Annotated in this window: 19 protein-coding genes; 4 read left to right on the forward strand and 15 right to left on the reverse strand. The window is 71.4% G+C overall.

The window, feature by feature from the left end; all coding sequences use genetic code 11:
• Nucleotides 1-31 precede the first annotated feature (31 nt).
• The 8 genes from AMK18_RS32505 to AMK18_RS34685 form a co-directional block, all read right to left on the reverse strand.
• Nucleotides 32-244 (reverse strand): MbtH family protein, encoded by a 213-nt coding sequence (locus AMK18_RS32505; protein WP_073865648.1) that lies wholly within the window; start codon nucleotides 242-244, stop codon nucleotides 32-34.
• Between the two features lie 83 nt (nucleotides 245-327).
• On the reverse strand, nucleotides 328-1,716 hold the full coding sequence (locus tag AMK18_RS32510; protein WP_073865649.1) for an amidase family protein: 1,389 nt from the start codon (nucleotides 1,714-1,716) through the stop codon (nucleotides 328-330).
• Complete coding sequence (locus AMK18_RS32515; RefSeq protein WP_073865650.1) at nucleotides 1,709-2,989, reverse strand: MFS transporter; 1,281 nt, start codon at nucleotides 2,987-2,989, stop codon at nucleotides 1,709-1,711. The genes AMK18_RS32510 and AMK18_RS32515 overlap by 8 nt, the downstream gene beginning before the upstream one ends.
• Entirely contained in the window at nucleotides 2,982-4,280 is a 1,299-nt protein-coding gene (locus AMK18_RS32520) for a glutamate synthase-related protein (protein ID WP_073865651.1), read from the reverse strand. The genes AMK18_RS32515 and AMK18_RS32520 overlap by 8 nt, the downstream gene beginning before the upstream one ends.
• The gene (locus tag AMK18_RS32525; protein WP_073865652.1) at nucleotides 4,277-5,293 is read right to left on the reverse strand and encodes an asparagine synthetase A; all 1,017 of its coding nucleotides are present in this window, start codon (nucleotides 5,291-5,293) and stop codon (nucleotides 4,277-4,279) included. The genes AMK18_RS32520 and AMK18_RS32525 overlap by 4 nt, the downstream gene beginning before the upstream one ends.
• Nucleotides 5,290-6,657 (reverse strand): methylaspartate mutase, encoded by a 1,368-nt coding sequence (locus tag AMK18_RS32530; protein ID WP_073865653.1) that lies wholly within the window; start codon nucleotides 6,655-6,657, stop codon nucleotides 5,290-5,292. Before AMK18_RS32530 ends, AMK18_RS32525 begins: the two co-directional genes overlap by 4 nt.
• Nucleotides 6,654-7,061 carry a cobalamin B12-binding domain-containing protein gene (locus AMK18_RS32535; protein WP_018106268.1) on the reverse strand — a complete coding sequence of 136 codons (408 nt, stop codon included), beginning with the start codon at nucleotides 7,059-7,061 and terminating at the stop codon, nucleotides 6,654-6,656. Before AMK18_RS32535 ends, AMK18_RS32530 begins: the two co-directional genes overlap by 4 nt.
• 420 nt (nucleotides 7,062-7,481) lie before the next feature.
• The gene (locus AMK18_RS34685) at nucleotides 7,482-7,667 is read right to left on the reverse strand and encodes a hypothetical protein (RefSeq protein ID WP_143202286.1); all 186 of its coding nucleotides are present in this window, start codon (nucleotides 7,665-7,667) and stop codon (nucleotides 7,482-7,484) included.
• Nucleotides 7,668-7,912: 245 nt separating this feature from the next.
• On the opposite strand from AMK18_RS34685, the gene AMK18_RS32540 reads away from it, so the two are divergent.
• On the forward strand, nucleotides 7,913-8,956 hold the full coding sequence (locus tag AMK18_RS32540) for a helix-turn-helix transcriptional regulator (RefSeq protein ID WP_073865654.1): 1,044 nt from the start codon (nucleotides 7,913-7,915) through the stop codon (nucleotides 8,954-8,956).
• Nucleotides 8,957-9,268: 312 nt separating this feature from the next.
• Here AMK18_RS32540 and AMK18_RS32545 read toward each other — a convergent pair whose 3' ends face one another.
• Both AMK18_RS32545 and AMK18_RS32550 read right to left on the reverse strand, forming a co-directional pair.
• Complete coding sequence (locus tag AMK18_RS32545; RefSeq protein ID WP_073865655.1) at nucleotides 9,269-12,022, reverse strand: ABC transporter permease; 2,754 nt, start codon at nucleotides 12,020-12,022, stop codon at nucleotides 9,269-9,271.
• Entirely contained in the window at nucleotides 12,019-12,810 is a 792-nt protein-coding gene (locus AMK18_RS32550; protein ID WP_073865656.1) for an ABC transporter ATP-binding protein, read from the reverse strand. Before AMK18_RS32550 ends, AMK18_RS32545 begins: the two co-directional genes overlap by 4 nt.
• Before the next feature lie 162 nt (nucleotides 12,811-12,972).
• On the opposite strand from AMK18_RS32550, the gene AMK18_RS32555 reads away from it, so the two are divergent.
• Nucleotides 12,973-14,133 (forward strand): sensor histidine kinase, encoded by a 1,161-nt coding sequence (locus AMK18_RS32555; RefSeq protein ID WP_073865657.1) that lies wholly within the window; start codon nucleotides 12,973-12,975, stop codon nucleotides 14,131-14,133.
• The gene (locus AMK18_RS32560; protein ID WP_018106274.1) at nucleotides 14,121-14,792 is read left to right on the forward strand and encodes a response regulator transcription factor; all 672 of its coding nucleotides are present in this window, start codon (nucleotides 14,121-14,123) and stop codon (nucleotides 14,790-14,792) included. Before AMK18_RS32555 ends, AMK18_RS32560 begins: the two co-directional genes overlap by 13 nt.
• A gap of 24 nt (nucleotides 14,793-14,816) precedes the next feature.
• Here AMK18_RS32560 and AMK18_RS32565 read toward each other — a convergent pair whose 3' ends face one another.
• From AMK18_RS32565 to AMK18_RS32580, 4 genes are all read right to left on the reverse strand, one after another.
• On the reverse strand, nucleotides 14,817-15,245 hold the full coding sequence (locus AMK18_RS32565; RefSeq protein WP_073865658.1) for a hypothetical protein: 429 nt from the start codon (nucleotides 15,243-15,245) through the stop codon (nucleotides 14,817-14,819).
• A gap of 25 nt (nucleotides 15,246-15,270) precedes the next feature.
• Nucleotides 15,271-15,495 carry a hypothetical protein gene (locus tag AMK18_RS32570; protein WP_073865659.1) on the reverse strand — a complete coding sequence of 75 codons (225 nt, stop codon included), beginning with the start codon at nucleotides 15,493-15,495 and terminating at the stop codon, nucleotides 15,271-15,273.
• 30 nt (nucleotides 15,496-15,525) lie between these two features.
• On the reverse strand, nucleotides 15,526-16,218 hold the full coding sequence (locus AMK18_RS32575) for a MerR family transcriptional regulator (RefSeq protein ID WP_073865660.1): 693 nt from the start codon (nucleotides 16,216-16,218) through the stop codon (nucleotides 15,526-15,528).
• Between the two features lie 187 nt (nucleotides 16,219-16,405).
• A complete protein-coding gene (locus tag AMK18_RS32580; protein WP_073865817.1) occupies nucleotides 16,406-17,074 on the reverse strand; it encodes a Type 1 glutamine amidotransferase-like domain-containing protein in 669 nt (222 codons plus the stop codon).
• A gap of 342 nt (nucleotides 17,075-17,416) precedes the next feature.
• Between AMK18_RS32580 and pepN the strand changes: the two genes are divergently transcribed.
• The gene (gene pepN, locus AMK18_RS32585) at nucleotides 17,417-19,987 is read left to right on the forward strand and encodes an aminopeptidase N (protein ID WP_073865661.1); all 2,571 of its coding nucleotides are present in this window, start codon (nucleotides 17,417-17,419) and stop codon (nucleotides 19,985-19,987) included.
• Nucleotides 19,988-20,180: 193 nt separating this feature from the next.
• Here pepN and AMK18_RS32590 read toward each other — a convergent pair whose 3' ends face one another.
• Nucleotides 20,181-21,161 carry a GNAT family N-acetyltransferase gene (locus tag AMK18_RS32590; RefSeq protein WP_073865662.1) on the reverse strand — a complete coding sequence of 327 codons (981 nt, stop codon included), beginning with the start codon at nucleotides 21,159-21,161 and terminating at the stop codon, nucleotides 20,181-20,183.
• Between the last annotated feature and the right edge of the window lie 64 nt (nucleotides 21,162-21,225).

Raw genomic sequence — 21,225 nt, forward strand, 5'->3', positions numbered from 1 at the left:
CCCATCGGATGGACTGTCGGTGGTGTCGAGGTCAGTGCTGGGCGGTCTGGGAGATCAGGCCGGCCGGGCGCAGGTCGGTCCAGTGCTGCTCGATGTACGAGAGGCAGGCCGAGCGGGTGTCGCTCTCCTTCACCACGTTCCAGCCGGCCGGCACGTCGATCGCGGCGGGCCAGAGCGAGTGCTGGTTCTCGTGGTTGGTGAGCACCAGGAAGGTGCCGTCCTCGTTGTCGAAGGGGTTGCTCATGGTGACCTCCGTGGGGTGCGTTTCCTCGGGGTGGGATTGCTTGGGGTGGGTTTGCTTGGGGTGGGTTTGCTTGGGGACCGACGTCAGTCCGCCCATGCCTGTTCGATCCGCAGCGCCACCGGCAGCAGCCGGGACGTCTCGGGTGGGCCGAACACCGACACTCCGACCGGCAGCCCCCCGCGGCGGTCGAGCGGCAGCGTGACGTTGGGGTAGCCGGCCAGGGCCGCCGGGGTGGAGCTGCCGGGGGCGCCCGGGTCGCCGAGCTCGTAGTCGATCCGGGGAGCGGGCTCGTTGGTGGCCGCGAGCAGGGCGTCGATCCGGTGTTCGCGCAGTGTGCCGTCGATCAGCGCCCTGGCCTGCCGCTTCGAGCGGCTGCGGGCATGTACGGCGCGCTCGCGCTCCTCCTCGCCGAGCAGCTGGGCCTGCTCGAACAGGTCCTGGCCGAACAGCGAGAGCTCCACCGGATCGGCCCGGTTGCCCTCGATCAGCGCCGCCAGGGTCTGCGGGGCGCCGTCCCGGTCGCGCAGGTACGCCTCCAGGCTGGGACGGAACTCCGCGTACATCGCGAGCAGTCCGTCCTCCAGGGTCTGCCGCTCCACGGCGAAGTCGACCGGCAGGACCGTCGCTCCGGCGGCACGCAGTTCCTCGGCCGCCGACTTGAGTACGGTCTCGGTCTCGCCCGGCATCCGGGGCACCCGCCACAGGCCGAGCCTCAGTCCGTCCGGCGCGTCGTCCTGCGGCAGGGGCCGGCCGGTGAGGACGGCGAGGGTCAGCGCGGCGTCGGACAGCCGGGCGGCGAGCAGGCCGACGGTGTCCTGCACCTGCGAGATCGGCACGATCCCGTCCAGCGGCAGCAGACCGGTCTCGGTCTTCACGCCGACCACTCCGCAGAGCCCGGCCGGTGCGACGACCGAGCCGTCGGTCTCGGTGCCGAGGGCCAGCGGCGCCATCCCGGTGGCGACCGCCACGGCGGATCCCGAGGAGGAGCCGCCGGGGCTGCGGTGGGTGCCGTACGGGTTGCAGGTCTGGCCGCCGACTCCCGACCAGCCCTCGGTGGCCCGGGTGGAGCGGAAGTTGGCCCACTCGGAGAGGTTGGTCTTGCCGAGCATCACGGCACCCGCCGCCCGGAGTCTGCTCACCACCTCGGCGTCGCGCCGCGGCGGGCGCCCGGCCAGCAGCCGCGAGCCGGCGGTGCTGGCCAGCCCGGCGGTGTCGATGTTGTCCTTGACCAGGACCGGGATGCCGTCCAGCGGGCCGAGTCCGGCGCCGGCCGCGTGCCGGCGGTCCGAGGCGGCGGCCTGGTCCAGTGCGGTCTCGTCCACCGCGAGGACGGCCCGCACCAGCGGGTTGACCTCGGTGATCCGGTCCAGACAGCGCCGGGTCAGCGCCACGCTGGTGAGCCGGCCGGTCCTCAGTCCGGCCTGCAGTTCGGGTATGGCGGGGAAGGCCCTGGGGTGTGTGGTGTCAGTCAAGGCGGGCGCTCCTGAGCGGTGTGGTGGTGACGACGACCGCGGTCGCCGCGAGCGCCACGGCCGCGAAGGCGTACATCGCGGCGGCGAAGCCGAGCAGCTGGATCAGCAGGCCGACCAGCACGTTCGCCAGCGGCACGGCGGCGAAGATCATCAGCGACATCACCGACATCACCCGCCCGCGCATCTCCGGATCGGCCCAGCGCTGGATCATCGAGATCAGCACCACGCTGAACTGGCCGGTCACCGCGCCCAGTACGCCGTAGAGGAGCAGGCCGGCCGACAGCGAGCCGATGAGGCCGAAGCAGGCCAGGCAGATCCCGGCGGCCAGGGTGCCGAGGATCAGCGAGAGTCCGGCGCGCCGTTTGGGCGGCCAGGCCATGTTGATCAGCGAGCTGGCCACCGCGCCGACCGTGTACGCGGTGAGCAGCAGGCCCGCGCCGTCGGCGCCGGTGCCGAGCTGCCTGGCGAGCAGCACCAGCCCGATGTTGACGGGCGGCGCGCAGGCCAGCTCGGTCAGTCCGATCACCAGGATGACCGTCCGGACCCGGGAGTCGCGGAGCACGTAGCCGAATCCGCCAAGCAACTGCTTCCGGAAGTTGGGGCGTTCGCCCGTGCCACCGGCCGGGGGCGGTTTGTCCGCCGTGGTGGCCCCGGCCGTCGGCTCGCGCAGGTACCGGACCCGCCAGGAGGCCGCCGCCGAGACCACGTAGCTGACCGCGTTGGCCAGCGCCACCAGGGGCACCCCGCCGGCCACGATCAGCCAGGCGCCGAGCGGCCCACCGGCCGCCTGGCCGCCGCGCAGCCCGAGCACGTACAGCGCGTTGCCGCGGACCAGGTGCTCGTCCTCCAGCAGCAGTGGACGGACCACACCGGACGCCGGGACGAAGAAGGCGCCGAGGAAGGCCAGCAGGGTGGCGGCGACCACCAGGATCGGCACCGGGGCGTCGACCACCAGGGTGAACAGGGCGGCGCCCAGCATCACCGCGCAGCGCAGCAGGTCGGTCAGCACCATGACGCGGCGCGGCCCGTTCCGGTCGGCGATCACGCCGCCTCCGAGCAGCCCCACCAGCCGGGACAGGCTGGACAGGGCGAGCACCGCGCCCGAGGTGGCCGGGCCGGCCTCCCGCACCAGGGTCCAGGTGAGCGCCACGTACCAGGCGGCGTCGCCGAGCTGGGAGAAGCCCATGGCCCCGGTGAAGGAGAGGTAACGCAGGCTCAGGGGGCCCCGGTCGCGGCGGGCTTCGGTCTTCTCGGGAATCAGGGCGTCAACCACGGGCGAGCACCTGCTCGCGGTCGTCGACGGACGGGCCTTCGGCCGTCCGGCCGTTGGCTCCGGGCGTCGGCCAGAGGTCCTCGGTGCCGAGTGCGGCGGGCGCGTACTTGCCGAGCGCGCTGGTGAGCAGCCGCAGTTCCAGTGCGAGGCACTCCACGAGCCGGGTCAGGCCGGCTTCCGGGTCCTCGTCCACGGCGACCAGGGCCGCCCGGCCCAGTCCGACGGCGGTGGCGCCGAGCGCCAGGCTCTTGACCGCCCGGGTGCCCTCCCACATCCGTCCGGAGGCGAGCAGGCACTGTCCTCGGTTGCCGATCCGGGCCAGGCACTCGCCCAGCGGCAGGCCGAGCTGGGCGATCGTGGCGGTCGGCGCCCAGCCGGTGCCGCCCTCCGCGCCGTCCACCGTGACCGCGTCGGCGCCGGCCGCCCAGGCGGTGGCCGCCGCGTGGGCGACGTCCCGGCCGGGGTGCAGCTTGACCCACACCTTGACCCGGGGGAAGTTGTTGCGCATCAGCCGGATCTGCTGGCGCAGGATCTCCTGGGTGAAGGTGCCGGGACTGCCGCTGCGCAGCACCAGGTCGGTGTCGGCGCCGAAGACCGGGTCCAGGGCGAACTGCTCGTCCACCCGGGCGGCGGCGGCGCGGTCCAGCACGGTCATGCCGCCCAGTCCCGGCTTGGCGCCCTGGCCCACTTTGAGCTCGAAGGCGAGCCGGCCGCTCTCCAGCAGCGGCTGCGAGGACGGGTCGCTGTAGACCAGGTTCCAGACCTCGGCGTCGGCGTCCTCGGTGCTCTGCTGCACGGCCACGCCGCCGACCTCGTCCGGCAGTTCGTCCAGGTAGGCGGTGATCCGGCCGAGGACCGAGCGCTGGGTGGTCGCACCGGAGCGGTAGCCGGTCATCGGGACGATGTTCTCGCCGATCACCAGCGGGATGCCCAGCCGGCCGGCCTGCCGGGCGGCCGCGAGGACCTGTTCGGTGCCGGCGGCCCGGGTGGAGCCGAAGGCGGAGAGGTAGACCGGCAGGGTGGAGCGGAGGCCGCCGATCACGGTGTCGAGGGCGACGTCGGTGTGGAGCGGTTCGCGGCCCAGCTCGATCAGCTTCTCCAGCCGTTGCGGCATGAAGATCGGGGGCACCAGTCGCAGTTCGTCCAGCGGGTCGCGGCCGACGGTGCCGGTCTCCGCGCCGAACAGCACGTGGCCGTAGTCCTGGCGGGGTGGGAAGGCGGCCGCCGCACCGAGCCGGGCCCGTTCGCGGACCTGTTCCTCCGGGAAGCCCCTGGTGCTCAGGCCGGTCACGGGGACACCACCCCGGGCAGCTTCGGGAAGGCGTTGGCCTGCCAGGCGCTGTCCAGACCGGCCAGGTAGCGGGTGAAGCGCTCCACACCGATGCCGAACCCGGCGCTGGCCGGGATTCCCTCGCGTACCAGCTGGAGGTACCAGCCGTACTTCGCCGGGTTCTCGCCGGTCTCCCGCATCCGGGTGACGATCCGTGAGTAGTCGAACTCCCGCTCGCTGCCGCTGCACAGCTCGCCGTAGCCGTCGGGGGCGAGCAGATCGAAGTTGCGCAGTACGCCGGGTTCGGTGGCGCTCTCCCGGTCGTAGAAGCCCCGGGAGCCCTTGGGGTAGTCGGTGATGAAGAACGGCTGCGGCGAGCGGCCGGAGAGCAGCGCTTCGCCGGTCCAGTCGATCTCGGCGTCCTCGCTCTGCGGGTGTCCCAGCTCGCGGAGCTCGGCCACCGCCTGGGCGTGGGTGCGGTGACCGAATGCCTGGGTGAGCAGCGCGGTGAAGGCGCTCGTGTCGCGTCCGAGTCGTTCGAACTCGGCCGGCGACTCGGTCACCACCCGCCGCACGATGTGCCGGACCAGCTCCTCCAGCACCTGGGTGATCTGTTCGCGGGAGGCGCCGGCCATCTCCACGTCGATCTGGTGGAACTCGGCCAGGTGACGGCTGGTGCTGGCGGTCTCCAGCGGCTCCAGGCGGACGTTGGGAGCGATGCAGAAGATCTTGTCGAAGGCCAGCAGCGAAGCCTGCTTGTAGAGGATCGCGCTCGTCATCAGCTTGTACTTGTGGCCGTAGTAGTCCACTTCGACCTGCTTGGAGCCGCGGATGCCGGGGTCGGTGACCGGGCCGATGATCGGCGGCAGCATCTCGGCGAACCCGGCCCCGGTGAGGTATTCGCGCGCGGCAGCCAGCATCCGCTGCTGGATCCGCAGCACCGTGGTCGTGGTGGGGGAGGTGAGGTGCAGCCGCGGATCGGCCGGCGGCAGCAGGCCCTGCGTGCCCGGGGTCGGGGGCATGGTGGTGGTCATCGGGTGTACTCCTCTGACGGGTGAATGATCTGCCGGTGAGTCAGTGCGTCCGGGCGGTGATGTACGCGCGGTGCGGTCTCCAGGGCCCTGCGGTCGTAGGTGCGCTCGACGTAGGAGAGCGAGGTCAACAGGTCCGCGGAGGTCATCCGACGGCCGTCGGCGCTCCGGGCTGCGCCCCGGACCGGCATCGCGCCGGTGTCGGACCAGTGCAGGCGTCCGGCGGAGTCCAGGTAGCTGCGGGTGCGGCCGGCGTTGTCGGGGTGCAGGCAGTACGGGACGTCCAGCAGGCCGCGCGCGAAGGCGCTGATCAGGGCCTGCCCGATGTCCGGGTCCAGGTCGAGCACGGTGTCGATCAGGGCCCGCGCCTCGGCGTGGACGCCCGTGTCCTGGACGGGGCCGCCGATCGGGGCGAGCCGTTCGGCGTCGGCCGCGGCCGAGGCCGCCTCCAGCGCGGTGACGTTCTCCGCGATGGTCGGGATCCGGTGCGCCTCGGCGGCGGTCTTGACGATGAGCCGGGCGGCTCCGGTCCGCACCGCCAGCCGGGCGGCCTCGTCCAGGAGCAGTCGTGCGCCGCCGGGTGAGCGCGGATATACGCCCATGTACGTGTAGATGACGATGTGCCAGTCGAGGCCTGCCAGCAGCTCCCCGGCGATCCGGCCGAGCGCGGTGACCGCCTCCTCGTCCTGCCCGGGATGGGTCTGCTGGGCGTAGCTGAGCGAGACGCTGCGCAGTCCGTGCTGCCGGAAGAAGAGCGCCTCCAGCACGCTGATCGCGATCAGCAGCGAGGGCGGGCAGAGCTGTCCCATCATGCAGCCGCCGAAGGTCTCCAGGTGCGGCTCCTCGCCGGACCCGCGCAGCCCGGCCAGCACCTCGCAGCAGCGGCGCCAGTTGGCGACCGACTGCGTCAAGGGGGTGCGGCTGTAGGGCAGGCAGTAGGAGACCGGGCCGCCCTCGGTCGCGGTCAGGCCGACCGCCACCAGGGCCTCGAAGATGTCCTGCGGGGCGGCCGAACCGTGCCGCACCTGCACCGGGAAGCCCGCGCCGGCGATTCCCTCGGTGACCGCGCCGGTGGTGGCGGTGTTGTAGGCGACGATCGGGTAGCCGTTCAGCGCGACCCCGTCGGCCAGTGCCCGGCGGGCCGTCTCATGGGCGCCGACCCGGGTGTAGCTGTCCAGCGTGATGGTGCCGACGGTGGTCGCGGCGGCCTGCCGGGTGGCGAGCAGGCCCTCCCGCATCACCTGCGGATCGCTCATGCCCATCCGGGGCTGCACCACCAGGCGGCCCGAGCTCCGGGCGGCCCCGACGAAACCGCCGAAGCCGTCGCGGGTACGGCTTCGCGTCAGGGCACCGCTCGGGGCGTTCACCGGGGCGCACCGGCGGGCAGCGCGCGGACGAAGTCGCGGAAGCCGACGATCCCGGCGCTCTCCTCGAACACCGCGTCGAACCCGGCCGCCACCAACTCGTCCACGTGCACGTCGTGTTCACCGCCGGTGATGCCGAGCTTGCCGCCGATCACGATGGGCGTGGTGCGCAGCTCGGCGCAGTCACGCAGCCGGCGCACCACGCGCCGCCCGTCGTTGGAGCCGTGGCCGTTGACGGTCGAGATGACGATCAGGTCGGGACGCCGGGTGCGGCACTCGTCGACCATCAGCTGGTCCGGTACGCAGGCGCCGAGGTTGGTCACCCGGTGCCCCGACTCCTCCAGCAGGAGCTGCAGGTAGATCAGGTTCCAGGTGTGCGCGTCGGACGCCACGCTGGTGACCAGCACGTCGAGGCGGGGCGGCGCCTCGGGCGGAGCCTCGGCTGGGGGTGGGCAGGGCGGGGTCGCCAACTCCATGATCGACTCTCACTCGTGGTTTCGGGGCAGGCCGGACCGGCGGATCGCACCGGCGCGGGTGGCTTGGTGGTGTTGCCGGCGCGACGGCCGGAAGGACGGCGTTCGTGTGTCAGCCGGAACGGTGTTCGCGTGTCGGGCGGAACGGCGTTCGCGTGTCGGCCCGAACGGCGGTCGTGTGTCGGCCCAGTGGCGGAGAACCGGACGGAATTCAGGTCGTCATCCGTGTTTCCGCGCTCGCCTGTTCCGGTCCGTCAGTTTCTCCGCGGTGCCCGGCGGCGGCCGGCCGGGCGGTGGGCCCGGCGGTGCGGGGGCGGGCATGGGCCGCTCCCCGGTGGCTGTGGTGCGGGGCTGTCAGCCCCAGCCCAGATCGCCGCTGGGGCTGGGGGTGGCCGTCGGCTGGACGGTGGCGGTGGGGCCGGGAGTGCTGTCGGCGCTGGTCGGGTGCTGACCGGCGAAACCGGCGGAGAAGACGAAACCCAGCACGGCGAATGCGGCGACAATGAATAGGGCGACGGCAACGGACATCCTGCGGTTCATCGTTTCCCCTCGGCTTCTCGGTGGCCGTTCGGCTTGTTCCCGGCACATTTGATTTTTGGCCCGGCCGGAATGCCTGTGAAGGGGAACAGAGGCTCGTGAGTGCGCCATGACGCAGATGCGAGGGCCCCGTAGCACGACAAAACAGACATACTGCTTATTCTTCGTCAACCTGTATAACCGAAGCGTGCGCGATATCATTTGACGCTGCTGCCGCCGCAGCGATTCTCGACGTTGAGTGGGGAGTTATGAAATTCAGCCACGCGGAGTCCGGCGTCACCTCCATACTCCACAAGCTCGGCGCCGAGGCGCTCGAGGTCTTCCAGCACGTGGTGGAACACCAGCAGGTCGACGGCGACGAATTACGCGACCGCTTCGCTCCGGCCGACGGACCGGACGGCGAGGCCGTCGTCGACCGGCTCCTCGAACTCCGACTGCTGAAGCGGTCGGTCACCAGGCCGGGAATGCTGGTCGCCGGCATCCCCGAGGCCGCGTCCGGTGAATTGCTCGCCCCCGTCGTGCGGAAGCTCAACGAGTGCGGCAGCCAGGTGGAGGCGGCCAGGGAACGGCTGGCCGCCTTCCAGCGGATCTACGACCTGGCCCGCCCGGCGGCCGGGGGCTCGGGCGGCGTAAAGGCGCTGAACGACCTCGACGAGGTGCGGGCGGTGATCACCGAACTGGCGGCCGGGGCCAAACACGAGATCCTCACCTCGCAGCCCGGCGGCGCCCGCAAGGACGAGGTGCTGAAGGAGTCGCTGGCCAGGACCGAGAGCGTGCTGGACCGCGGTGTGCGGATGCGCACGCTCTACCAGCACACCGCCCAGTTCAGCACGGTGACGGTCGAGTACGTGGAACACGTCTCGCAGCTCGGCGCCGAGATCCGCACCCTCGGCGACGGCTTCATGCGGATGCTCGCCTTCGACCAGACCGCCGCCGTCATCGCCATGCGCGACAGCGAGGTCGGCGCCCTGCTGCTGACCGACCCCGGCCTGCTGGACTTCGCCATCGGCGCCTTCGAACGCGCCTGGACCAGCGCCACTCCGTTTCCGGAGAGGTACAGCCAGGAACGGGTCCTCGCGATCTCCGACGACATGAAGCTGGCCATCGTCCGCATGCTCATCCAGGGCCTCGAGGACCGTGCCATCGCCCGCCGTATGGGCATCTCGCTGCGCACCTGCCAGCGCCATGTCTCCGACGTCATGGACAAGATCGGCGCCCGCAGCCGCCTCCAGGCCGGCTTCCTTATCAATGAGATGGGGCTGCACCTGGAAGTGCCGTCCGAACAACAATGACGTCCAGTCGCAAGGGATGACCGACCGGGTAATTGATCATTCTCTCCATGGCCTCTACACCCTCTGCCAAAGGAATGCGACGAACCCGCTCTTTCGCCGGTGGAATGGCCGGATGACTCCTGCTCCTTTCCTGGTCGTCCCGCGGAACCAGTTGCTTTCCGGCCATCCGATGGCGGATTCGGCGCGGGGTGAGGGTCGCGGCGAGAATTGCGCAGGCCGGTGAACAGGTCCAACGGCGGCACTTAGCGCGGTTGGCGGCCCTCGCAACAGGGCTGGAACGCGCCGCTGCGGCTCACGCGATGTGACGGTGAGTCAGTTACGTCGCAGGGCTCCCGGACGACGGCGACGCAGCGCCGGACGGGCCGGCAGGAGGACGCCCGCGGCCACGGTCACCACGACGACCAGGACGATGGCCGCCACCTGGACCGGCGGCAGATAGGGCAGCGACCCGGTGACGGACAGGCTGAACGCGGTGAGGGGGATCAGGGCGGCCAGCGCGCCGACCACCAGTCCGGTGACGATCACGATCGCCGCCTCGACCCGCAGCATGCGCCGGACCTGGCCGCGCCCCGCGCCCACCAGCCGGAGCAGGACCAGCTCCTGGCGGCGTCCGATGACGATCAGCACCAGGGTGCTGAGGACGGCGATGACGGTGAACCCGCCGACGACGCCGACGGCCACGGCGGTGAGCACCTGGCTCACGCCCCGGTCCTCGGACCGGAGGTGTTCCAGGCTCGGGTGCGCGGTCACCCGTGCGCCGAGCACGGCACCGGAGAGCGCCTTGTCCACCGCCTCCCGCACGGCCGCCTCGTCGGCGTCCGGGGCGACCCGGGCGAGGATGCGGGTGTCCAGCGGCGTGGACACGTGGGGTGCCAGCGCCTCGCGGGCGAACAGGAAGTCGCCGAGCGCGAGGGACCGTTCGTAGACCGCGACCACCCGCAGGGAGGCGGTGACCCCGTCGCCGTAACGCAGCCGCACCGTCGAGCCGACTCCGGCGTCCAGCGAATCGGCCCGGGCCGCGCCGAGCGCGACGGTGCCCTCGCGCAGGTCCTTCAGGGAGCCGGAGGTGACGTCGGGGTCGAGCGTGGCGGGCAGGGCGCCGGGCGTGACGCCCACCACCGGGAGCCGTTCGAGGACGGGGTCGCCTGCCTCCTTCCTGGCGAGGACGACGGTGCTGTGGAGCGCGCCCGTGGCGGCCTCGACGCCCGGTACGGCGGCCACCCGGCGGGCGGCCCCGGCGGGCAGTCCGGTGTCCTCGGTGGTCACGACGAGGTCCGCGCGCATCGCCTGCCGCGCCTGGGCGCTGCCCTCGTGGTCCATGGTGGCGCCCGCCGCGAGCTGGACGCCCACGAAGGCGACGACCAGGACGACCGGGGTGATGGCCGCCCCCAGCCGTCGCGAGTTCGCGGTGGTGGACGCGGCGGCGAGGTAGCCCCCGGCGCCGCCGAGCTTCCGGGCGGGCGGCGCGAGCAGGCGCATGGCGCCCCGGGCGATCCAGGGGCCGAGGAGCGCGCAGGCGATCACCAGGGCCAGGGCCGCGCTGCCCGCCGCCATCGCCGCCAGCTCGCCCGACTGCAACGCAGCGGTGCCCGCGGAGCTGAGGCCCGCGAAGAGCACGATCAGGCCGGTCACGGTGCGGCCCCGGCCGGGCTGCCCCGGCTCGCTCTGGGCCTCGCCGAGCGCCTGGGCCGGACGGATCTTCGCGATACGACCGCAGGCCAGGGCGGCCGCGACCCGGGCCACGACCAGGGTCAGGACGGCCGTCAGGACCGGGGTCGCGAACATCCAGGGCAGGACCGGGAGGTCGAGCCCGACGGGGACGGCGCCGCGGTCGCGCAGCATCCACAGGAGCATCAGGAACACCGGGACGGCGCCGATCGCGCCCACCACGGCCGCCGTGGTGGCGACGCCGGTCACCTCCCGGCCGACCGTCACCCGCAGCTGCCAGGGGGTCGCGCCGACCGCGCGCAGCAGCGCCAGCTCGCGGGCCCGCTGGTGGACCGCCTGGGTGACCGTGCCGGCCACCACGAGCACGGCGATCATGATGACGGTCGCGCACAGCATGGCCAGCAGGTTGAGCAGGCCGGCCCGGCTCGGCGCCGCGTCCAGGAACTCCGCCTGGCCGCGCCCGTTGCCGGTCAGCACCCGCAGCAGGGAGCTGTCCTGCGGGTCCCGGCTCCCGGCGACGGCGTCCCGGGCCGGTTTCTCACCGGCCAGGGCCTTGCGCAGGGCGGGGTAGAGCTCGTGGACGCTGACGCCGTCGTCGGCGAGCACCCCGATGGCGTCGACGGTGCCGGGGTGGCCGGACAGCCGGGCGGCCTCGCCCTCGGTGAAGAAGACCGCGCCCTGGTGGCCGAGCCCGGTGTCGTCCGCCTCGCCCTTCGGGGCGACGATGCCGGAGACGACGTAATCGGCGGGTGCGCCGAGCATCTGGAGCCGGAGCCGGTCGCCGGGGCGTACGCCCGCGCGTGCGGCCAGATCGCCGTCGACCGCCACCTGGCGGGCCCCCTCGGGCGCCTTGCCGGCGCGCAGGGTGAACGGGGCGAGCGCCGCCGTCGGCCAGCCGTGGCCGTACACGGGCGCGGTCCCGGAGTCGCTGTCCGGTCCGGGCACGCCCCGGCCGCCGGGGCGGGCGAGCGCGACCGGGAAGCTGCTGTCCGGGACGGCGGCGCGCACCCCGGGCACCTCGGCGAGCCGGTCCACGACGGTGGCCGGGACGCGGACGCGTTCGGTGAGCGACTGGGTGACCGTGGTCATCGGGTCGCCCCAGGGCTTGGCCCGGTAGCGGGTGGTCTGGTCGGCGGCGACGACGGCGGTGGTCGCCGCGTACCGCTCGACGTGGGCGTGGCCCACGAACGCCGACAGGGTGGCCAGGGCGAAGCTGCCGAGGAGCAGCGCGGTGAGCACGAGGGCGGCGAAGACGGCGGCCCACGCCTTGCGGTGCAGCCGCATGGAGCGGCGGGCGAGGAAGCGGGCGGTGCGCTGGACGCGCCCGACCGACTCCCCGTGCCGCTTCCGGGACCCGGTGCGGCCGGCGGGCGGCAGGGTGTCGACGGCCACGGTCATCGCTCCCCGAGCCCGGCGAGCCGCCGGGCCACGGTCTCCGGCTCGGGGCGGTCCTCGCGGGCGACGATGTGCCCCGCCTCGATGAAGATCGCCTCGTCGGTCCAGGCGGCGGCCTGCGGGTCGTGGGTCACCATCACCACGGTGTGGCCCGAGCCGTCCACGGCCTCGCGCAGCAGCCGCAGCACCTCGCGGGCGGTGACCGGGTCGAGCGCCCCGGTCGGTTCGTCGGCGAAGATCACGGCGGGGTCGGTGACCAGGGCCCGGGCGATGGCGACGCGCTGCTGCTGGCCGCCCGAAAGACGGAGCGGGGAGTCGTCCGCGCGGTCGCCGAGGCCGACGGCCGCCAGCACCCCGAGGGCGCGCTCGCGCACGGCGGGGTCCTGGGGGTTCATGCCGCGCAGCAGCAGCGGCAGGGCGGTGTTCTCGCCGACGGTGAGCGACGGTACGAGGTTGAGGGACTGGAAGACGAAGCCGATCCGGTCCCTGCGCAGCCGGGTGAGCGCCGCCTCGGAGAGCCGGGAGAGGTCGGTGCCGCCGACCCGTACGGTGCCGGATGTGGGCTGGTCGAGTCCGGCGGCGCACTGCAGGAAGGTGGTCTTGCCGGAGCCGGACCGGCCCATGACGGCCAGGAAACGGCCAGGCGGCACGTCCATGCTCACGTTGTCCAGCGCGTGGAAGTCCCGACCGCCGCGCCGGTAGCGCCGGGTGACGGATTCGAGGGTGAGCGCGCCGGCGCCCGCCGTGGTGCCGGTCGGCGCGGGGGTCCTTCTCCCCATGCGCAGTGCCATTGATCCGCCTTCCGGGGTCGCCTCGCCTCTGTGGCGACGGTAGGTCCACGACCAGGGGCGACACGAGGGAGCGCTCACCCGTGTACGAGTTCAGCCAGCACCACCCGGCCTTGGGCAGTTGGGTCCACCGACCGGGTCCGCGCCGCCAACTACGGTGATTTCATGGCGTATCTCTCCTCCCAGCTCCAGCGGTCCTGGCAGGCGTCCTGCCACCTGTTCTTCGGGCTGCCGGTGGCCATGGCCGCGTTCCTGGGCTGCTTCGCGGTCCCGGCCGGGGTGTTCTTCACGCTGGTCCTGGTGGGCGCGCCGGCCTGGCCGGAGATCGTGCGCATACTGCGCCGGTTCGCCGGATACGAACGGGGGCGGGCCGGCGGGTGGCTGGGCAAGCCGATTCCGGAGCTGTATCTGCCGCTGGACGGCTCGCCGAGCGACCGGGTGCGCCTGGCGCTCACCGATCCCGGCACCTGGCGGGACGCGCTCTGGCTGCCGTACGCGACCCTCAGCATCCTCGGCTTCAGCGCGGTCGTGCTGGTGCTGTGGCCGGTGGCGCTGCTCGTCGACGGGACGGCGACGGCGTTCGGCCACCGGCCCCGCGCGCTGCCCGTGTTCGAGCATCTGGCGGACGCCCAGGCCCGGTGGACGGCCGCGCTGCTGAAGCCGTCGCCATCGGCGAAACTCGGCCAACGTGTGGCGGAGCTCTCCGAGTCCCGGGCCGGGGCCATGGAGTCGCACAGCGCCGAGCTCCGCCGTATCGAGCGGGACCTGCACGACGGGGTGCAGGCCCAGCTCGTGGCGCTGTCCATGCGGGTGGGGCTGGCGCGCCAGCAGGTCAAGAGCGACCCGGACACCGCGACTCGGTGGCTGGACGAGGCGCAGGAGGAGATCGACGCCACGCTCGCGGCGCTGCGGGGCATCGTCCGTACGGTGCATCCCCCGGTGCTCACCGACCGCGGCCTGGCCGGGGCGGTCCGCACGCTCGCGGTCTCCGCGGACATCCCGGTGGAGATGAATCTGGCGGCCGTGGAGATCGGTCACCGGCTGCCGGCGGCTGTGGAGGCCGCTGTCTATTTCGTGATCGCGGAGTGTCTGACGAACATCCGCAAGCACAGTGGGGCGACCCATGCCTCAGTACGCTTCACCAGGGCCGACGGGTCACTTCAGGTAGTCGTCACCGACAACGGGCGCGGCGGCGCCGAGGAACACGGGGGAAGCGGGCTGCTCGGCATACGCCGCCGGGTCGCGGCGCTCGACGGCACGACCGAGATCACCAGCCCTCCCGGGGGGCCGACGAGGATGAAGGTGGAGCTGCCATGCGGATCTTGATCGCGGAGGACAACGCGTTGCTCCGGGAGGGGATGACGCTGCTGCTGACGCACAACGGCCACGAGGTGGTGGCGGCGTGCGTGTCGGGGCCGGAGATCATGCCGATGCTGCGCCGCACCCGGCCGGACACGGCGGTCCTGGACGTGCGGCTGCCGCCGAGCTTCCGCGACGAGGGCCTGCGCGCGGCGGTCGCGGCCCGGCAGGAGTTCCCGGACCTGCCCATTCTCGTACTGTCGCAGTACGTCGAACAGGCTTACGCGGCAGAGCTGCTGGCCCTCGGCGCGCGCGGGATCGGCTATCTGCTCAAGGACCGGGTGGGCCGGGTCGAGCAGTTCCTGGAGGCCCTGGAACGCATCAGCGAGGGCGGCACGGCGCTGGACCCCGAGGTGGTCAACGAGATCATCCAGCAGCGGGCGTCGACGCGGTCGCTGGACGGGCTGACCGCGCGTGAGCAGGAGGTGCTGGAGCTGATGGCCCAGGGGCTGGCCAACGCGGCCATCGCCGAGCGGCTGTTCGTGACGGAGCGGGCAGTCAGCAAACACATCCGGGGGATCTTCGACAAGCTGAACCTGCCGCCGGAGGGCACCAGCGTCCACCGCCGCGTCCTGGCGGTCCTCGCGTATCTGGGCAACGACATCACGGGCGAGCCGTCGCGGTAGACCGCAGACGCCCCTGAGGTGGTGTCAGCCGAAGTCACCGAGGTCGGTGCACGTCTTGCGCAGCGCCTTCAGCCGGCCGCTCTGCTCGGACACGTACTCCGAGACCGACCCGGCCTTCAGGTCCTCGTCGGCGGCGGCGCGCAGTTCCTTCGCGGTCTTCTCCGCCGCGTCGCGCAGTTTGTCGTCGGACGCCTTCCCGGCGATCTCGTCGATCCTGTCGGCCCGGTCCCGTACGTCCTTGCGGGCCTGGTCCACACTCGACGGGTTCGGTTCGAAGAGCGCGACGTCGAGGATGTCGAGGCACAGGTCGCCCCGGTCCAGCGCGTCCTGCGCGGCATCGCAGGCGGTCAGTCCCAGTGCGGCCGGCACGGCGATGATCCCGCCGGCCAGCAGCCCGGTCCACCTCCGGTGCCGTACCGATAAGCGCGTCCGCATGCTCAGCGACGGCTTCATACCGCTTCCCCTCCCTGAGTGATCGTCAGCTCGCGGACCGCTGCCAGCGGACGACCGCCCAGATCACCGCGACCGCGTCGAGGGCGAAGCCCGCGCTCATCACGGCGGTGTAGGCCCCGTCGTCCACGGCGTGCGAGACCACGGAGGTGAGCATGGCGCCCACGAAGAACACCAGCAGCGGCGGCACGTACCATGCCCCCTTGGCCTTCCGGGGAGCGCGGTCCTCGTCGTAGTCGGTCGAACGTGCCATGGAGGACTCCTGTTTCCGGTCCGGTGCTCGTCACGGGGTCCCGTGACGCCTCCTCCATGCTGCCCCGGCCGTGGGGTCCGGGTCAGTGCACCGTGCACCCGAATCGGGGTGGAGCCTGCACCACCAGGCGTCCGCGTGGGCGAGCCTGCGCAGGGCGCTGAACATCGCCTCGCCCAGCACCGTGCCCACGACCACGCGCTCCACCTGCTCCGCGCGCGCCGCCGGCCGCCCGAGGTGGCCGAGATCGGCGCGGGCGACCCGCTCGGCCGCCGCCGCGTAGTCGTCCAGGAGTACGGCGAAGTCCCCGTGGCCCGCCGCGCGCAGGGCGACGAGCACACCGGCCAGCGCCTCGCCCGCCGGCCCGTCCGCGTCCGCCCGCCAGCCCAGGCGCCGTACCAGCCGGGCCACCTCGGCGCGGGCCTCGTCCAGCTCCGGTCCGGACGCGGTCTCCCGGGGCGGGGTCAGGTGGTCCGTGGCGGTGCGGAGCACGTCGGCGGGCGGGCGGTCCGGGTCGTCCACGGCCCGCAGCACGTCACCGATGGCCGCCAGGGAGAGCCCGCCGGCGTCCAGCAGGGCCCGGATCAGGCGCAGCCGGTGCTCGTGGGCGCCGTCGTAACTGGCCCGCGTGGGGCTGGTGAGCCGGCCGGCGGGCAGCAGGCCCAGCCGGATGTAGAACTTGATCGTCGCCACAGGCACTCCGGACCTGCGGCACAGCTCAGCCATGCGCACCAGCGGCTGTCCTTCCTGGGACGGCAGTACGAAGGCGGGCTCTCGCCGGTGCGCAGACGCTAACGAGCGGTCACCCGGCGGCGCCACTCCCAGCGTGCCCTGCACGTTCCCTCGTGCCGCTTGTGCTTCGAGGAGTAGTCGGCCCTGGCGTTACCGACAACGGACACGGCAGCGTGCCGTGTCACGGGTGGTACCGCCACCTGCCTTCGGAGATGACGTCCACCTGATCGTCGCGGACGCGGATGGCTGTCTCGTCGTCGAGAAAGTAGATCGGGAAGTCCGCCTTCGCGACGATGCGATCGGCCCAGGCGTCATCCCGTTCCGGGAAGTGAGGCGAGTACAGATGCGGTTTCAGGTACCAGTCGAAGAGGCCGAAGGGCGGCTCAATGGTTGTCGCGCCAAGCAGATGCAGGTCCGAGGCGTCCCCGATGACATCGGCAGAATGTTCGGTGAGATTCCGGCTGAAGACCATGGATCCGGCGCTCAGTCCCACATAGACGCTGTCTTCCAGAACATCCAGAAAGCCGTCCGCCAAATCATTGCCAACGATGCTGCGGGCGAGATGATACTGGTTGCCACCTCCGGCATAAATGACATCGGCATGACGTAGTCGCTCAAGCACCACCTGCCGCGGCAAGCCATTCAGTTCAAGTACATCGAATTCCTTCCAGCCCAGACTGTGCAGCTGGTTCATGTGCTCAAGGAGCCACCCGTGGTCCCCGGGTACAGCGAGAGATGCCGTGGGGAGGTACACCACGTTGGCAGAGCCCAAAGGCTTTCCCAGCATGTCTCGCAGTGCTTCCAGTATGGACGAATTACACAGACCAGTAGACGTCAACAGAAGATTCATCAGGCAATCCAAGCACGAGTGGGAGATGCGCACAACGCAGGCGCAGTAGTCCTGATCTGATATCGCTTTCGAATCGGGTCAGTTGAGCAACCCGCAAGATGCGACCGGGCCACCCTGGGACCGAAGCTTTGAGTGGACTCTGGACAACAGTCTCCTGGGCATCCGTGGGCCTTGGGGTGAACCGTCCCGAAACCAGGGCCTTGTTGCCCGATGAAGCTGCCGGGCAGCAGTGTGGTGCACCGGGCAAGGGGACCTGTCCCCGAGTGGTGGACGTCTACGATGCGGCACCCAGGACGATCGGTTCCAACCGCCTGAAACGTCACATACGGAGGAGATGACCGCGTGCCTGGCACGAATCTGACCCGCGAAGAGGCACAGGAGCGGGCGCGCCTGCTGACCGTGGACGCGTACGAGATCGATCTCGACCTCTCCGGAGCGCAGGAGGGCGGGACCTACCGGTCCGTCACCGTCGTGCGTTTCGACTCCGCCGAGGCCGGTGCGGAGACCTTCATCGACCTGGTCGCCCCCGCGGTGCACGAGGTCGAGCTGAACGGCAGGGCGCTGGACGTCGCGGCGGTGTTCCGCGACTCGCGTATCACGCTGTCGCACCTGCAGGCCGGGGCCAACGAGCTGAAGGTCGTCGCGGACTGCGCGTACACCAACACCGGTGAGGGCCTGCACCGGTTCGTCGACCCGGTCGACCAGCAGGCGTACCTGTACACCCAGTTCGAGGTGCCGGACGCGCGCCGCGTCTTCGCGAGCTTCGAGCAGCCCGACCTGAAGGCGACGTTCCGGTTCACCGTGAAGGCGCCGTCCGGCTGGACCGTGATCTCCAACTCGCCGACGCCGGAGCCGAAGGACGACGTCTGGTCGTTCGAGCCGACGCCGCGCATCTCCTCGTACATCACCGCGCTGATCGTCGGCCCGTACCACTCGGTGCACAGCAGCTACGAGAAGGACGGCGTGACCGTTCCGCTGGGCATCTACTGCCGGCCCTCGCTCGCCGAGTACCTGGACGCGGACGCGATCTTCGACGTGACCCGGCTGGGCTTCGACTGGTTCCAGGAGAAGTTCGACTACGCGTACCCGTTCGCCAAGTACGACCAGCTCTTCGTGCCGGAGTTCAACGCGGGCGCGATGGAGAACGCGGGCGCGGTCACCATCCGCGACCAGTACGTCTTCCGGTCGAAGGTGACGGACGCGGCGTACGAGGTCCGGGCCGGGACGATCCTGCACGAGCTGGCCCACATGTGGTTCGGCGACCTCGTCACGATGGAGTGGTGGAACGACCTCTGGCTGAACGAGTCGTTCGCCACGTACTGCGCGTTCGCCTGCCAGGCATACGCTCCCGGCTCGAAATGGCCGGGTATCTGGACCGGCTTCGCCAACTTCCTGAAGTCCTGGGCCTACCGCCAGGACCAGCTGCCCTCCACCCACCCGATCATGGCCGACATCCGCGACCTCGACGACGTCATGGTCAACTTCGACGGCATCACGTACGCCAAGGGCGCCTCGGTCCTGAAGCAGCTGGTGGCGTACGTCGGCATGGACGCGTTCTTCAACGGTGTGCAGGCCTATTTCAAGGCCCACGCCTTCGGCAACACCCGCCTGTCCGACCTCCTCAGCGCTCTGGAGGAGACCTCCGGCCGCGACCTGAAGTCCTGGTCGAAGGCGTGGCTGGAGACCGCGGGCATAAACATCCTGCGCCCGCACATCGAGACGGACACCAACGGCACCATCACTTCTTTCGCCGTACGACAGGAGGCCCCCGCGCTGCCCGAGGGCGCCAAGGGCGAGCCGACGTTGAGGCCGCACCGGATCGCGATCGGTCTGTACGATCTTGAGGACGGTGAGCTCGTTCGCACCGCCCGTATCGAACTGGACGTCGACGGTGAACTGACTCCGGTCCCGCATCTGCTGGGCAAGCGCCGCTCGGCCGTCGTCCTGCTCAACGACGACGACCTGTCGTACGCGAAGGTCCGCCTGGACGAGGAGTCGCTGCGGGTCGTCACCGAGCACCTGGGCGACTTCACCGAGTCCCTGCCGCGCGCCCTGTGCTGGGCGTCCGCCTGGGACATGACCCGCGACGGCGAACTGGCCACCCGCGACTACCTCGCGCTGGTCCTGTCGGGCATCGGCAAGGAGTCGGACATCGGCGTCGTGCAGTCGCTGCACCGCCAGGTCAAGACGGCGATCGACCTGTACGCGACGCCGGAATGGCGCGAGGCGGGCCTCACGCGGTGGACGGAAGCCACACTGGAGCAGCTGCGGGCCGCCGAGCCCGGCAGCGACCACCAGCTGGCCTGGGCGCAGGCGTTCGCGGCCACCGCCCGCACCGACGAGCAGCTGGACCTGCTGGGGGCATTGCTCGACGGCAGCCAGACGGTGAAAGGCCTCGCCGTCGACACCGAGCTGCGCTGGGCGTTCGTCGAACGCCTCGCGGCTACCGGGCGGGCCGACGAGAAAGTCATCGAGGCGGAGTACCAGCGGGACAGGACTGCGGCGGGCGAACGGCACGCGGCCACCGCGCGGGCGGCCCGGCCGACCGCTCAGGCCAAGGCGGAGGCCTGGGCCGCGGTCGTCGAGTCCGACACGACGCCGAACGCTGTGCACCAAGCGGTGATCACCGGCTTCGTCCAGTCCGACCAGCGCGAACTGCTCGCCCCGTACACGGAGAAGTACTTCGCGGCGGTCAAGGACATATGGGAGTCCGGGTCCCGTTCGCAGGACATGGTCCAGCAGATCGTGGTCGACCTGTTCCCCTCACTGCAGGTGTCGCGGGCGACCCTGGACGCGACGGATGCGTGGCTGGCCTCCGCAGAACCGAGCGCCGCCCTGCGTCGGCTGGTGTCGGAGTCGCGGTCGGGCGTCGAGCGCGCGCTGAGGGCCCAGGCGGCAGACGCTTCCGCATAAGCGTTGCTTCTGGCCTCCGGCTTTGATGAGGCGCATCGGGTGCTGTCCACGCATCCGTGTCCCGGGCGGTGGCCGCAGGGTGGTGTCCCTCCCGAGCCGGGACCCATTCCGCGGGTTGAGACCGTCCGCGAGGCCTGGCTGGACCAGGTGGTCGGACCGCATCCGGCCTCCTGACGCCGCCATCCGCATACGCTCAGCGTGTGGCATCGCCGCGGGTCTCCTGAGGGTCGGGGACGACGCGATGGCTGACCGGGATGGGGGAGCTCGGGACCCAGGCCGGACACGTCGGGTCGGGCGTCGCCGACAGGAGGACCCCGCGCAGGGGCAGCGAGGCCGGCAGGCCTTCGAACGCCGGCACCGGCCGGTCCTCGTGGTAGGCGATCGACAGTGAGGGCTGCGCCAGCGCCCGCATCCGTACGACGAGCTCCGCTTCGTCCGCAGCGGCCTTGGGCTGCATGGTCTGCATGGGGATCGGGGTGAAGCTGAACCGGGCCTTGAACCCGAAGAGGCCCGGTTGAGCTGTGTGCCCGAGGAGGGAAGGGTCGCTGCCCAGTGAGGCCCAGGTGTAGCCGCGCTCCCGTGCCGCGTCGAAGGCAGCGGTGTACATCAGACGCGAGAGCATGCCATGCCGGGCCGAGTCCGCCGCCGCGGAGAACCTGACGTGAACGAGGGACTGATCGGGCCGCAGCGAGCACAGGCAACCGCCGACGAGGACGCCATCGGCGTGCGCGAACACTCCGAGCAGAGAGGGCAGGTCACGCAGTAGGAGCCGCTCCTGCCGCCTGGCGTAATTGACACCGTGGGGCATCGCGGAGATCTGCCGCTCGTACAATTCGAGGAAGGCCCGCAGGTCCTCCTCCCCCACTTGGTCGAGGACTCCAACCGTAATGCCGCTCGTGACAGCTGCCCGCGCGGCATTGCGGTGGCTCTTGCGCTCGCTGACCGACAGGCGCTGTCGGAACGCGGCCGCCGAATCCGTCAGGGGAGCCAACCAGTTCACCCACGCCGGCTTGACCAGAAAGCCGGCAGCTTCGAGCGCGGAACGCCGATCAAGGTCTGTCAGCCTCACCCTGACGATGTCGACATCGCAGGCTGGGTCGTGCCAGTTCCTCTCCAGGGCTTCTTCCAAGCCCACGTGTGCGATCGTGACCGCTCCCTGCACGTCAACCCGCATGCTCGTCCCTCTGACCCGTCGATTCGTGCCGGTCACGAGCCGGCATGGCGGAAGATGCGTACTG

The organism is Streptomyces sp. CB01249, from assembly GCF_001905735.1.
Classification (GTDB): domain Bacteria; phylum Actinomycetota; class Actinomycetes; order Streptomycetales; family Streptomycetaceae; genus Streptomyces.